Source organism: Aeromonas sp. R10-2 (assembly GCF_040908445.1).
In the GTDB taxonomy this organism is placed as follows: domain Bacteria; phylum Pseudomonadota; class Gammaproteobacteria; order Enterobacterales; family Aeromonadaceae; genus Aeromonas; species Aeromonas veronii.
In genome coordinates, this window is sequence record NZ_JBFODS010000063.1 from 34,073 (window position 1) to 47,808 (window position 13,736).

At 56.6% G+C, this 13,736-nt stretch carries 12 protein-coding genes and 1 pseudogene; 3 read left to right on the plus strand and 10 right to left on the minus strand.

The features are described from left to right. Positions 1-53: 53 nt before the first annotated feature. The 7 genes from acpP to yceD all read right to left on the minus strand — a co-directional run bounded on the left by acpP (position 54) and on the right by yceD (position 4,908). Positions 54-290, minus strand: a complete 237-nt coding sequence (acpP, locus tag AB5Y97_RS13010; RefSeq protein ID WP_005300909.1) for an acyl carrier protein — start codon at positions 288-290, stop codon at positions 54-56. A 158-nt stretch (positions 291-448) separates the two neighbouring features. Then, the gene (fabG, locus tag AB5Y97_RS13015) at positions 449-1,183 is read right to left on the minus strand and encodes a 3-oxoacyl-ACP reductase FabG (protein ID WP_005351850.1); all 735 of its coding nucleotides are present in this window, start codon (positions 1,181-1,183) and stop codon (positions 449-451) included. 13 nt (positions 1,184-1,196) lie between these two features. Next, entirely contained in the window at positions 1,197-2,132 is a 936-nt protein-coding gene (gene fabD, locus AB5Y97_RS13020; protein WP_005333161.1) for an ACP S-malonyltransferase, read from the minus strand. Between the two features lie 71 nt (positions 2,133-2,203). Beyond that, positions 2,204-3,163: a beta-ketoacyl-ACP synthase III gene (locus tag AB5Y97_RS13025; protein ID WP_042655782.1), complete on the minus strand. Its 960-nt coding sequence runs from the start codon at positions 3,161-3,163 to the stop codon at positions 2,204-2,206. Between the two features lie 7 nt (positions 3,164-3,170). Then, positions 3,171-4,190, minus strand: coding sequence for a phosphate acyltransferase PlsX (gene plsX, locus AB5Y97_RS13030; protein WP_201946486.1), 1,020 nt, complete (start codon positions 4,188-4,190; stop codon positions 3,171-3,173). Between the two features lie 9 nt (positions 4,191-4,199). Then, a complete protein-coding gene (rpmF, locus tag AB5Y97_RS13035; protein ID WP_005300935.1) occupies positions 4,200-4,367 on the minus strand; it encodes a 50S ribosomal protein L32 in 168 nt (55 codons plus the stop codon). Between the two features lie 19 nt (positions 4,368-4,386). Next, positions 4,387-4,908: a 23S rRNA accumulation protein YceD gene (gene yceD, locus AB5Y97_RS13040; protein WP_013723766.1), complete on the minus strand. Its 522-nt coding sequence runs from the start codon at positions 4,906-4,908 to the stop codon at positions 4,387-4,389. A gap of 119 nt (positions 4,909-5,027) precedes the next feature. On the opposite strand from yceD, the gene AB5Y97_RS13045 reads away from it, so the two are divergent. Continuing rightward, positions 5,028-5,609 carry a nucleoside triphosphate pyrophosphatase gene (locus tag AB5Y97_RS13045; RefSeq protein WP_201946484.1) on the plus strand — a complete coding sequence of 194 codons (582 nt, stop codon included), beginning with the start codon at positions 5,028-5,030 and terminating at the stop codon, positions 5,607-5,609. Positions 5,610-5,709: 100 nt separating this feature from the next. Here AB5Y97_RS13045 and AB5Y97_RS13050 read toward each other — a convergent pair whose 3' ends face one another. Both AB5Y97_RS13050 and rluC read right to left on the minus strand, forming a co-directional pair. Then, positions 5,710-6,366, minus strand: coding sequence for an HAD-IA family hydrolase (locus tag AB5Y97_RS13050; RefSeq protein ID WP_201946482.1), 657 nt, complete (start codon positions 6,364-6,366; stop codon positions 5,710-5,712). Continuing rightward, a complete protein-coding gene (gene rluC, locus AB5Y97_RS13055) occupies positions 6,366-7,310 on the minus strand; it encodes a 23S rRNA pseudouridine(955/2504/2580) synthase RluC (protein WP_005351815.1) in 945 nt (314 codons plus the stop codon). The genes AB5Y97_RS13050 and rluC overlap by 1 nt, the downstream gene beginning before the upstream one ends. 413 nt (positions 7,311-7,723) lie before the next feature. Here rluC and rne point away from each other — a divergent pair, with 413 nt between their 5' ends. Together rne and AB5Y97_RS13065 are read left to right on the plus strand one after the other, a co-directional pair. After that, complete coding sequence (gene rne, locus AB5Y97_RS13060; RefSeq protein ID WP_167572737.1) at positions 7,724-10,807, plus strand: ribonuclease E; 3,084 nt, start codon at positions 7,724-7,726, stop codon at positions 10,805-10,807. 361 nt (positions 10,808-11,168) lie between these two features. Continuing rightward, a pseudogene (locus AB5Y97_RS13065) lies at positions 11,169-11,854 on the plus strand (IS3 family transposase); the annotation flags it as partial. 127 nt (positions 11,855-11,981) lie between these two features. Here the strand turns inward: AB5Y97_RS13065 and AB5Y97_RS13070 are convergent. After that, entirely contained in the window at positions 11,982-13,454 is a 1,473-nt protein-coding gene (locus AB5Y97_RS13070; protein ID WP_167572736.1) for an inorganic phosphate transporter, read from the minus strand. Between the last annotated feature and the right edge of the window lie 282 nt (positions 13,455-13,736).

The following is a 13,736-nucleotide window of genomic DNA, read 5'->3' on the forward strand; positions in this document are numbered from 1 at the left end:
AGGAACAAATACAAAAGAAGCGGCCCTTGGGCCGCTTCTCTTAGAACAGGAACTTATTCCTGATTAGCGGTGATGTAGTCGATAGCCGCTTGAACAGTGGTGATCTTCTCGGCTTCTTCATCAGGAATTTCGGTATCGAATTCTTCTTCCAGCGCCATTACCAGTTCAACGGTATCCAAAGAGTCAGCGCCCAGGTCGTCGACGAAGGAGGCAGCGTTCTTAACGTCTTCCTCTTTAACACCCAGTTGTTCGATGATGATTTTCTTTACGCGTTCTTCGATGTTGCTCATGACCTGAATTTTCCTTTAAAAATACGCTATTTGCGTCTGGTTGGGGTAGTTTATTCAATTGACGTGAGTTTGCAAGTAGCTTGCCGCTGGTCAAACCACGAAATGTGCCAAACTTCGGCGTACTATCGCAAATTTGAACAGAACTTACGACAAATTGATTACACCATGTACATCCCGCCATTAACATGCAGGGTTTCGCCGGTGATATAGGCTGCTTCATCAGAAGCCAAGAATACCACAGCTGCGGCAATTTCTTTTGGATCACCCAAACGGGCGGCAGGCACCTGACTCATGATGCCGGCACGTTGATCGTCATTCAGGGCACGGGTCATGTCGGTTTCGATGAAACCGGGGGCAACCGCGTTCACTGTGATACCACGGGATGCCACTTCCCGCGCCAACGATTTGGTAAAACCAACCAGACCGGCCTTGGCGGCAGCATAGTTGACCTGACCGGCATTGCCCATGGTTCCCACCACGGAGCCAATGCTGATGATGCGACCGTGACGTTTCTTCATCATGGCACGCAACACCGGTTTGCTCAGACGGTAAAGCGAGGTCAGATTGGTATCGATGATCTCGTTCCACTCGTCATCTTTCATCCGCATTAACAGGTTGTCACGGGTGATCCCCGCGTTGTTGATCAGGATGTCGATGTCGCCAAAGCGCGCCTTGATGGCGGCGAAGACGGCTTCGATGGATTCCTGGCTGGTCACGTTCAGTGCCATGCCGCAACCATTGTCGCCCAGATAGGCGCTGATCGCCTCGGCACCGCTCTCGCTGGTCGCCGTACCGACCACTTTCGCGCCACGGGCCACGAATGTTTCGGCAATCGCACGGCCGATGCCACGACTGGCACCGGTCACCAACACAACCTTATCGGTAAAGCTCATCACTTGCTCCTGTTTACTTGATCTGGGCCAGCGCCTGCTCGAAAGAGGCGGCATCGTTGGCGTGAATACCTTCCACGCGCTTGTCGATGCGCTTGGCGAGCCCGGTCAACACTTTGCCCGGTCCCATCTCGATCTCGAGGGTAACGCCCTCATTGGCCATCCGCTCGACAGTCTCGGTCCAACGAACCGGGCTGAACAGCTGACGTACCAGCGCTTGCTTGATGGCGGCCGGATCCTGTTCACAGGATACGTCGACATTATTGATGACCGCGATGGTTGGAACCTTGATCTCGATCCCGTCCAGCGCAGCTGCCAGTTTTTCTGCGGCAGGTTTCATCAGCGCGCAGTGAGACGGCACGGAGACCGGCAGCGGCAGCGCACGCTTGGCGCCCGACTCTTTCATCAGCACGTTGGCGCGCTCAACGGCCTCTTTGTGACCGGCGATAACCACCTGGCCCGGGGAGTTGAAGTTGACCGGAGAGACCACCTGCCCTTGTGCCGCTTTTTCGCAGTTGGCGGCGATGGATTCGTTATCCAGACCGATGATGGCCGCCATGGCGCCGGTGCCTTCCGGTACCGCTTCCTGCATAGCCAGACCACGCAACTCGACCAGTTTGACCGCATCGGCAAAATCGAGTGCGCCGCTGCAAACCAGCGCAGAGTACTCACCCAGGCTGTGACCCGCCATCATGGCAGGCGTTGCCCCACCCTGCTGTTGCCACAGGCGCCACAGGGCGACAGAGGCAGTCAGCAGCGCAGGCTGGGTGCGCCAGGTTTTGTTCAGATCTTCAACCGGACCATCCATCACCAGGGCAAACAGGTCATAACCCAGCACCTGACTCGCCTCGGCGAAGGTCTCCTTGATCACGGCATGTTGTTCGGCCAGCTCGGCCAGCATGCCAACGGACTGGGAACCTTGTCCCGGGAAGGCAATGGCAAATTGGGTCATCATTGATTCCTTTTAGATAAGACAAAAATGAAATCGGTGACGGGATGATGGGCGCACCATCCCGCCGAAGATCAGAGGCGAACCAGCGCCGAGCCCCAGGCAAAACCGCCGCCAAAAGCTTCCAGCAGTACCAGCTGACCCGGTTTGATCCGGCCATCCCGCACCCCTTCGTCGAAAGCGACAGGGACGGACGCAGCAGAGGTATTGCCGTGCTTGTCGAGGGTCAGCACCACTTTATCGAGGCTCATACCCAACTTCTTGGCGGTGGCACTGATGATGCGGAAGTTGGCTTGATGCGGCACCAGCCAGTCCAGCTCGCTCGGCTCGATGCCAGCAGCGGCCAACGTTTCGGTGACGATCTCGCTCAGACGGGTGACAGCGACCTTGAAGACATCGTTGCCCTTCATATACATATAGGCTTCGAGCTCGGCACCCGGCATGCCGCGGCGAGGGTGCGGCAGCTTGAGCAGCTCGCCATAACGGCCATCGGCATGAAGATGGGTAGAGAGGATGCCCGGCGTCTCGCTGGCACCGACAATCACAGCCCCTGCCCCATCACCAAACAGGATGATGGTGCCGCGATCTTGCGGATCGCACATGCGGGAGAGCACATCGGCTCCGACGACCAGCACATGGCGGGCGGCGCCGGATTTGACGAACTGATCGGCAATAGAGAGTGCGTAGGTGAAGCCTGCGCAAGCAGCAGCCACGTCAAAGGCAGGAATGCCCGGTACGCCGAGCAGCCCCTGCAGCTCGCAGGCGGCAGCCGGGAAGGCATTTTCAGCACTGGTGGTGGCCAGCACTATCATATCGAGATCGGCAGCGGTCAGACCGGCAGCCTCCAGGGCGCGCAGGGCGGCCTGGTAAGAGAGGGTGGCAACGGTCTCGTCAGCCCCGGCAATACGGCGCTCACGGATACCGGTGCGTTCCACGATCCACTCATCACTGGTCTCAACCATCTGCTCGAGATCGGCGTTGGTACGCACTGAACTCGGCAGGTAGCTGCCAGTACCCAGAATTTTGCTATGCATAGAGTTCTTATAGATCCCTGTCAGAGAAGACAGCTTCAAGGCGATCTGCTATTTGCAGTGGAAGTTGATGTTTGGCCTCTTGTGCGGCCAGCAGGATCGCATTACACAGGGCGCGCCGTTCGGCCCGCCCATGACTTTTTACCACAATGCCGCGCAATCCTAACAGACTTGCTCCGTTATACTGGTCGGGGTTCAGGTAAGAAAAACGCCGTTTGAACATAAATCCGGCGATCCGGCCAAGAAAAGTGCGTTTCTTGCGGGGATATCCGGCCAGCATGGCCATCATCCGCACCACCCCTTCTGCCGTCTTGAGGGCGACATTGCCGACAAAACCGTCGCAGACGATCACGTCGCTGTCGCCGCTGAAGATGCGATCCCCTTCGACAAACCCGACATAATTGAGCGCGTGGCACTGACGCAACAATTCGGCGCTATGGCGCACCAAGTCGTTGCCCTTGATCTCCTCCTCGCCGATGTTGAGCAAGGCAACACGGGGTGATGCAATGCCTTCGACCTTTTCGGCCACGACGGAGCCCATCACCGCAAACTGCAGCAAGGTATCGGCATCGCAACTGACGTTGGCGCCAAGATCCAGCATCACGGTGCGTTTGCCGCTCAATGTCGGCAGCGCCTTGATAAGTGCCGGCCGATCGACCCCGGGCAGGGATTTGAGCACGCACTTGGCCATCGCCATCAACGCACCGGTATTGCCGGCACTGACGCAGGCATCGGCCTCACCGGCTTTCACCAGATTGAGCACCACCCGCATGGAGGAGTCTTTCAGAGTACGCAGCGCCACGATCGGTTTATCGCCCATGCCAACCACCTGGGATGCATGTACGAAACGAACGCGGGGATGATTCAGCAAGCCATGTTGCTGCAGCAGAGAAGAGGTCTGGTGCTGGTCGCCGACCAGGATCAGTTTTAGCTGGGGTAAAAGAGACAGTGCCTGCACGGCGGCAGGCACTGTTTCCGAGGGGCCAATATCTCCCCCCATGATGTCTAGCGCGACAGTTTGCGTAGACAAAGGCAATCCTTAAGCGATTACCTTTTTACCGCGGTAGAAACCATCGGCAGTCACGTGGTGACGACGATGAATTTCGCCACTGGTCTGATCAACAGTCAGGGCAGCGGTGGTCAGCGCATCGTGGGAACGACGCATGCCACGCTTGGCACGGGTTTTACGGTTCTGTTGTACGGCCATTGTAGGCTAACTCCTAAATTCACTTACGTTTAAGCTCTTCAAGAACTGCAAAGGGATTCGGCCGCTCATCAGCAGGTTCGATTTCACCCCAGGTCATCTCCATGTTTCCTCTCGGGCATGCATCCAGAGAATGCATTGCGACTTGAGGCAACGAGAGGATGAGTTCATCCTCCAGGATTTGATGAAGATCTATCTCGCCGTTTTCGTCCAACTCAATGGGCTCATAAGCTTCCGGCAGTTCTTCCTCGTTTGTTCTTTCGAACAGCGGAGTGTAGATAAATTCAGCTTCACAGAGGTGTTCGAATGTCTCTCCGCAACGTTGGCAAACCAGGTCAACCTTGGCATGGGCAGTGCCTTTCATAACGGTCAACTTCTGGACATCTTTGCCAAAGTGCAGTGATACATCGATATCACTCTGCAAGCCAGCGGTTGATTCCTCCAGCCTGGGCATCTGCGACTTTTCCACTATCCCGATGTAATCGAGCAGCTTCAAGGCACTACGGACTGGATCAACCTTAACGGGCAACTTCACCTTTTGCATAGGGCGCGAATAATATAGGTCCAACAACTGATAGTCAAAGGAAAAAGTCCTTACCGCCGATGATTTTAACGTCACAAGTCCCTAGAATGCCGGTACTCGCTTTCATCGGTAACTCGATTATGCCACAGAATCTGATCCTCGCCTCAACTTCTCGCTATCGCAAAGCCCTGCTGGAGAAGCTCGGCCTCCCCTTTGAATGTGCTGCCCCCGATGTGGATGAGCGACCACTGGCTGGCGAATCCGCCGAAGCGCTGGTGGCCAGGCTGGCCCATGCCAAGGCGGATGTCATCGCCCAATATCGTGATCACGGCTTGATCATCGGCTCTGATCAGGTGTGCGTCTGCGATGGACGCATCCTCGGCAAACCGGGCACCATCGACAATGCCATCGCCCAGCTGATGGCGGCTCAAGGTCGCAGCGTCACCTTTTACACCGGGCTGTGCGTACTTAACGCTGCAACCAATGAGATTCATCAATTGATTGAACCGTTTACGGTCCACTTTCGCGATCTCGACGAATCCGCCATTCGCCGCTATGTAGAGGCTGAACTGCCCCTCGATTGTGCGGGCAGTTTCAAATGCGAAGGGATGGGGATCGTGCTGTTCAAGGGGCTGGAAGGGCGCGATCCTAACGCCTTGATCGGTCTGCCGCTGATCGGCCTGATCGAGCTGCTGGAGCGCCACGGTATTGCCCTGCCCTGATTGCGGACGGATAGATAAGCTAGATCGAGGATATAAAAAGCCCGGTCAATACACCGGGCTTCTGTTATCAATCAGATTGATGTCTCTTAAAAAGAGGCGTCTACAACAGCGCGCGAAGAGCCGTCATGGAGTCCACCACCGCCACAGGTCCGTGACGACTGAGGGCATCGCGGCTATCTACACCCCAAGTAACGCCGATGCGCGGCATGGCAATTGCCTCGGCCATCGCCATATCGTGAACAGAGTCGCCGATCATTACCGCCTGCCGGGGTGACAGCCCCAGCTCGTCCAGGATCTGCTCAAGCATCAGCGGATCAGGCTTGGAGCGAGCCTCATCGGCCCCGCGACTGGTTACAAACAACGGGCGCAGTCCGGTCTCATCCAATACCCGATCCAGCCCACGGCGTGATTTGCCGGTCGCGACGGCCAGTTGCAGCCCTCGTGACCGCCAATCATGCAGCAACTCCCCTACCCCGGAAAACAACGGGCTGGGGGTGGCATCGTGCAGATAGTGATGACGATAGCGATCGATGAGTGCGGCAATCTGGCGCTCATCAAAGGCACTGCCACTACTTAAAGGGAACAGACGGGGCATGGCGACATCAAGGCTCAATCCGATGATCTGCCGGATCTGGGCTGGTGCAGGTACCGCCAGCTCACAATCTCTGGCGGCCCCTTGCACACAGGCAACAATCCGGCCTACCGAATCCATCAGGGTGCCGTCCCAATCGAAAATGGCGAGCCGGATATCCTGCATCAGCGTGGCAAGCCGTTGAGGAAGTTGTCGAGCTCAGGTGCCAGCGGCGCTTCTACCTGCATTTCGCGACCATCGGCCGGATGGGTGAAGCTGAGCTTCCAGGCATGCAAAAATAGCCGTTTCAGACCTTGGCTGCGCATTTTCTCGTCAAACGCCGCTTCACCATATTTATCATCACACGCAATCGGGTGACCGGCATGCAGGGTGTGCACGCGGATCTGGTGAGTTCGGCCTGTGATGGGGCTGCACTCGACCAGGGTCGCTTCGGCAAATTGACGCACGATGCGGAACCGGGTTTCGGAAGGCTTGCCATCGGCGCTGACCCGCACCACCCGCTCACCAGATTGCAGATCGTTCTTGCGCAGCGGGGCGTTGACCACCTTGACGTGAGCCTGCCACTTACCTCGAACCAGCGCCAGATACTGCTTGCGCATGGTCTTGACCCGCAACTGCTCATGTAGGCTGCGCAGTGCGCTGCGCTTTTTAGCAACCAGCAGTACGCCGGAGGTATCGCGATCCAGCCGATGAACCAGCTCGAGGAAACGGGCTTCCGGACGCAGGGCTCGCAGCCCTTCAATCACGCCAAAGCTCAGGCCGCTGCCACCGTGTACGGCCATGCCGGAGGGCTTGTTCAGCACGATCATGGCATCGTCTTCGAACAGGATCTGGCTCTCCAGACGCTGGATAACCCCGAGGTTGGCTGAAGGCAGCTCATTCTTCTCGGCAACGCGCACGGGGGGCACCCGCACCTCGTCACCTGCGCAGAGTTTGTACTCCGGTTTGATGCGCTTTTTGTTTACCCGCACTTCACCTTTGCGAAGGATGCGATAGATCAGGCTCTTGGGGACGCCCTTTAGCTGAGTCTTGAGAAAATTGTCGATGCGCTGCCCGTCATGCTCAGCTTCGATGGTGAGCAGCTGCACTTGTTGTTGTATCTGTGTCATGGCGCGGATTTTAACACTGCCAGCGCCCCTTGGCTGCATGGTTTGTTGAAAAATGGCGCCTTGCTATAAAAGAGGTTTAAATGGGATAATAAACAAGGTTTTGTCATTGTGTTCAAGCCTTGTACTAAGTGGCCAAAAAGTATGCCACCCAATCCCGAAACACCGTGTATACAAGAACATGACGGTTCCCGGGTGCGAGGTACAACGCATGGAGAACACAAACATCACCGTTTATTTGTCTCCATTTCGGCATCCTTATTCATTCCTTCTCGAGAAGTGATGACCAGAACGCCCTTAGTTTGCGCCTCATGCATACCCCAACCGGGAGGTTGCCCCAGTATGCTGAAGACCCGAGGCCGGCGCTGGCAGGACCCAGATGGAGGAAATCAAAATGACACAATAATGAGAACTCAATGAAAAGAATGCTTATCAACGCAACTCAAGAAGAGGAGTTGCGCGTAGCGCTGGTTGACGGACAACAGCTCTACGATTTGGATATTGAAAGTCCGGGACACGAGCAGAAGAAAGCGAACATTTACAAGGGTAAGATCACCCGCGTAGAACCCAGCCTTGAAGCTGCTTTTGTTGACTACGGCGCCGAGCGCCACGGTTTCCTGCCGTTGAAGGAGATCGCCCGCAATTACTTCCCCTCCGGTTACTCCTATCAGGGTCGTCCCAACATCAAAGAAGTGGTCCGCGAAGGTCAGGAAGTTATCGTCCAGATCGACAAGGAAGAGCGTGGCACCAAGGGTGCAGCCCTCACCACCTTTATCAGCCTGGCAGGTAGCTACCTGGTACTGATGCCCAACAACCCCCGTGCAGGTGGAATCTCCCGCCGCATCGAGGGTGATGAGCGGACCGAACTGAAAGAAGCTCTGAGCGGATTGACCGTGCCGGAAGGCATGGGCCTGATCGTACGTACCGCAGGTGTGGGCAAGTCGCCAGAAGAGCTGGAGTGGGATCTGAACGTTCTGCTCAACCACTGGGACTCCATCCACAAGGCCTCTCAGGAGCGCGCTGCGCCGGTGCTGATCCACCAGGAAAGCAACGTCATCGTGCGTGCCATTCGTGACTATCTGCGTCGCGATGTGGGCGAGATCCTGATCGACAATCCGGTGATTTTCGAACGCGCCAAGGCCCATATCGAGCTGGTACGTCCCGATTTCCTCAACCGTGTGAAGCTGTACAAGGGTGAAGTTGCCCTGTTCAACCACTTCCAGATTGAGAGCCAGATTGAATCAGCCTTCCAGCGTGAAGTGCGCCTCCCCTCCGGCGGCAGCATCGTTATCGATCCGACCGAAGCACTGACCTCCATCGATATCAACTCCTCCCGCGCCACCAAGGGCGGCGATATCGAAGAGACTGCGCTGCAAACCAACCTGGAAGCCGCCGACGAAATTGCCCGTCAATTGCGTCTGCGCGACCTGGGTGGCCTGATCGTAATCGACTTCATCGACATGACGCCGGTTCGCCATCAGCGCGAAGTGGAAAACCGTCTGCGTGAAGCGGTGCATCAGGATCGTGCCCGCATCCAGCTGGGCCGGATCTCCCGCTTCGGTCTGCTGGAGATGTCTCGCCAGCGTCTGCGCCCCTCCCTCAACGAGTCCAGTAGCCATATCTGCCCCCGTTGCCAGGGTCAGGGCGTGATCCGTGATAACGAATCCCTCGCACTGTCCATCTTGCGTCTCATCGAAGAAGAGGCCATGAAGGACAACACCGAGCAGGTTCACGGCCAGGTGCCGGTGGATGTTGCCGCCTATCTTCTTAACGAGAAGCGTGCCGCCATCGCCAGTCTGGAACAGCGCAATGATGTGCGTGTTTACATCATTCCGAACCAGCATCTGGAAACCCCGCACTACGAAGTGACTCGCATTCGTCAGAACGAGATCCCGGAAGCGGCCAGCTATGAGCTGAAAACCGAGATTGCCAAGCCGGTCTACCAGCCGAAACAAGCTCAGGTGATCGAGCGTGAACAACCGCTGCTGCAAGGCTTTGCCCAGCCGGCACAACCGGCCCCTGTTGCACCGCAACAGCCGGCGACTCCCGTTGCTGCGGCCCCTGCCGAAGTCGGCTTCTTCAGCAAGCTGATCAAAGGCATTACCGGCCTGTTCAGCAGCGATGCAGCCCCTGCCGACGTGAAAGCGCCCGCCGAGAAACCAGCAGCTCGTGAAGCACGCAAGGATGAAGGTCAACGTCACCAGCGCGAAGAAGGCCGTGGCCGTGGTCAGCGTCCTCGTCGTGATGACAATCGTGGCAACCGCAACAATGCGGAAGCTGGCGAGAAGCGTGAAGGTGGCAACCGCGAAGCCGGTGAAAACCGCAATCGCCGTCCCCGCAAAGAGCGCGAGCCTCGTCAGGAGCGTGAAGCTCGTGGCGAAGTGCGCAGCGAACAGCGCATGGAACGTGAACCCCGTCAGGAGCGCGAGCCTCGCGAACCGCGCCAGGAACGTGCACCACGTCCGGCCCGTGAACCTCGTGCGCCCCGTGAGCCGCGCGCCGAAGTCGTTGTTGAAGCGGTAGATACCGTCGATGCAACTTCCGCCCAGCCACGTCAGGAAAAAGAGCAGAAAGTGGCCGAGCGCCGCGAACGTCGCCAACTGCGCAAGCAGATCCGCGTCGATGTCGCCGCTGCTGACACCCCTGCCCTGCCGGTGGACGAAGTACCAACGCAAGCTGAAGTGATCGATGCTAGCGTGGGTAACGAGCAGGAAGAGCAGAGTGAAGGCCAGCGCCGTTCACGCCGTACTCCGCGCAGCCAGCGCATCGAAGGCCAACGTCGCAAGCGTATTAATGAAGAAGCACGTAGCCAGCGTGATGAAGAGCAACAAGCCGAGCCTACTCTGACTACCGCCGCCCAGGCCGATATCGCCAAAGCGCAGGTTGAAGAGCCGGTAGTGCCTGTTGTCACCATCCCGAGCGCTGAAGCCGTAGCCGCTGCCCTGCAAGCCTCTGCGGCACTGACCGAGCATGTGGTTGTCGAAGCCGTTGCTGAAGAAGCTGCCGAGCAGGCTGCTGCCCAGGTCGAAGCAACTCAAGCCGATGTGATCGCGAGCCCGGTTGTTGACGCTGTCGCTGAGGTCGTGGTGCCTGCAGAGCCGGAAGTTGCAGTTGTCGCCGCTCCGGCTATCGACGTGGCGGCTGCTGAAGTCGTTGAAACTGCTCCGGTTGTTGAAGAAACCCCTGCTGTCAGCAATCCTGTCGTGGAAGCTGTACCGGCTGCAGTCGAAATGCCAGTTGCTGCCCCGGCACCTGTCGCTGCGGTTGTGGTGGAAGAGACTCCGGTCGTGACCAAACAGGTAGCTCACGGTGCTGGCCTGCTGGCTCGTGCCCGCAAAGCATCCGCCCCGATGGCAACCCCTGCCGAAGCTCCTGCCCTGCCTGCCCGTGAGCCGGTTAACTACCCGCCGCTGGTACGCAACGAGGTGAGCACATCAGGTCGTCATGGTGGTAGCACTGCCGCCGTCAACGTGGCCACCTGCCCGGCCGGTCGCCCCTAAGCAACCCTGGTTGACCTCCTAAACAAAAGCCACACCAACCGGTGTGGCTTTTTTATTTCTCTCTTCCCTATCCTCTTATAACTCCAACGAGCCCCTCGGCGAGACTCACGCCCTCCCTCTGTTATTTGTTTTTTGCTGTTCCCAGCTCCCACTCGTGGTTGCGCTTTGAATATCCCCGAGAGTGCCTATTCAAAGCGCTTATGTTCACCATCATGCCAATTGATATTGTTAGTTCAGACTCTTGTTTGTTGGCATATGATTAAATTGTTCGGATAACCTTTTTAAGGATTAAATTCAATGAAGCCATTCATGAGGCAGACTTGGTGGTTAATGCTGTTTGGTATAATCATCCCGGGCACCATTTTCGGTGGTACAGTCGCCACCAAACCAATTAAGAGAGCAAGCCCCTATCACCCTGCTCTGCTGCGCTTTCGATGTTCCCACTTCCTGTTCTTACGATTAACTGGCTCGCAAGCGGATGATTAACCGTGAGAGGATACAGCAACGCAGCGAGTTGCGTCGTTTGTTTAAAGGGAGCCGTGGCTCGGCAGGCAGCCGAGTGCACACCGTTATAAGGTGTGCACAGTCTGAACGGCCGGATATTCCCAATCTGCTGGCCCGCGAATTTGATGTTCCACAACCTAACCATGTGTGGTGTGGCGATATCACTTACGTCTTGGCCAGTGGTCGTTGGCATTACCTGGCCGCGGTGCTTGACCTGCATACCCGCCGGGTCGTGGGCTGGGCGATGTATGACAAGCCTGATGCAGAGTTGGCCATCAAAGCACTAGAGATTGCCTATCAACGAGGTTATCCGTCAGGCGTGCTGTTTCACTCTGACCAGGGCAGACAATATTGTAGCCGGACATTTCGGCAACGACTGTGTCACTATCGCATGACCCAGAGCATGAGCCGCCGTGGTAACTGTTGGGATAACCCCTCGATGGAGCGATTGTTCAGAAGCCTGAAGTCAGTGTGGCTCCCAGTAACGGGATACCGCCAGCAAAAGCCGAGGTTTGGCCTAACCAAGTGTCCGGATTTAGTTGACCACTACAGCCGCCGATAGAGATTGAAAAGCTGTTTATTTTTCAGCAAAAGAGTGTTTAGAAAACCAGAGGTGATCCAATCGTAGATATGAAAAAAGGGCCCGCAGGCCCTTAGAAAAGTAACGATGTTATCCGCCAAACAGATGGTGGCTGACGATAAACAGGCCACCGGAGAGCAACATGGTCAGCGGCAGGGTCAGCACCCAGGCCATCAGGATGGTCTTGATGGTCTGGCTCTGCAGGCCGGATTTGTTTGCAATCATGGTCCCCGCCACCGCAGAAGAGAGGATGTGGGTGGTGGACACCGGCATACCGGTCAGACTGGCGACCCCGATGGAGGTAGCAGCCGTGATCTGGGCCGCAATGCCCTGGCTGTAGGTCATGCCGGTGGTGCCGATCTTCTCGCCCACGGTATGAACGATACGACGCCAGCCCACCATGGTGCCACAACCCAGCGCCAGCGCGATGGAGACGATCACCCAGGTCGGTGCGTATTCAGCGGTCGCGGTCAGATCCTTGCGCCATTTGGCCAGATCAGTCAGCTCCTTGGCTGGCAGCGGCAGCTTGGCAGCCTTGCGGGCGGTGTCATCGATACAGAGCAGCAGACGACGCACTTCGCGGCGGTCGGTCAGGCTCATCTGATCATAAGTACGCACGGCACCCAGACGGGCATCCAGAGTGGCCATCGCCTGCAGCACGCCATCGGCGGAGCAGTGGGTCATCAGCTCTTCCTGAGCCGTTGCCGGTGCAGAGAAGTTGATGACGTCCGAGAGGGCGGACTGGTTGCGCTGGTAGATCTCCATGATGCGCTGGTTGGCATCCTGGGTCCGGTCCAGATCATAGGCGCGGCTGTTCATGTCCAGTGCGAAATAGGCTGGCGCCATACAGATCAGCACCAGCATCACCAGACCGATGCCCTTCTGGCCATCGTTGGAGCCGTGCACGAAGCTAACGCCCATGGCCGAGGCCACCAGGGTCAGACGCGCCCAGAACGGCGGGTGCTTCTTGCCATCGACCAGCTGACGCTCTTCCGGCGTTTTGTGGATCTTGTTGCTGGTCCAGATGCGCTTCATCGCCAGCAGCAGCAGCGCCGCGATGATGAAACCTATGGTGGGAGAGATGATGAGGGAAAGCATGATGTCGATCGCTTTGCCCACGTTGATCCCTTCTGTCACCGGTTTATGGGTGATCCAGGCATAGGCGCCGCCTACCCCCAGAATGGAACCGATCAAGGTATGTGAACTGGAGGCCGGGATCCCGAAGAACCAGGTGCCCAGGTTCCACACGATGGCGGAAAACAGCAAGGAGAAGACCATGATCAACCCTTGGGTGGAGTCCATCCCAAGCAGCAAGTCGATGGGCAGCAGATGGACAATGGCATAGGCCACACCCAGTCCACCAAACATGACGCCAAAAAAGTTGAAGATCCCCGATGCAACGACCGCCAGGTGAGCTGGCATCGCCTTGGTATAGATAACCGTTGCTACCGCGTTGGCGGTATCGTGAAAGCCGTTGATAAATTCATAGGCAAGCACAAAAAAAACGGCCAATACCAAACCGATTGACCACCACAAACCCAAACCACTAAACATTTCAAACATAAAAAAAAGCCTGTTTATGAGTTGCGGCGGATTATGCCAGATGGCGGCCAACACCATAGCCACCATTGAAATATTTCAGCCATAAAAAAAAAGAGCTTTTTGGAAAAAAATATCCTAGAGCCAGCCTTCATGCGGCTTGCCATCGATTAATTAAAGCCATCAATGATTGCGGGAAAGGGCAAAAATAGCTGACAATTAAGCCAATAATTTCATTTTTATGACGTTTTTATGACAGAAAAACGGGCGGAAGTGGTGATAAAACGTCCCAGCCCCACCAATCTC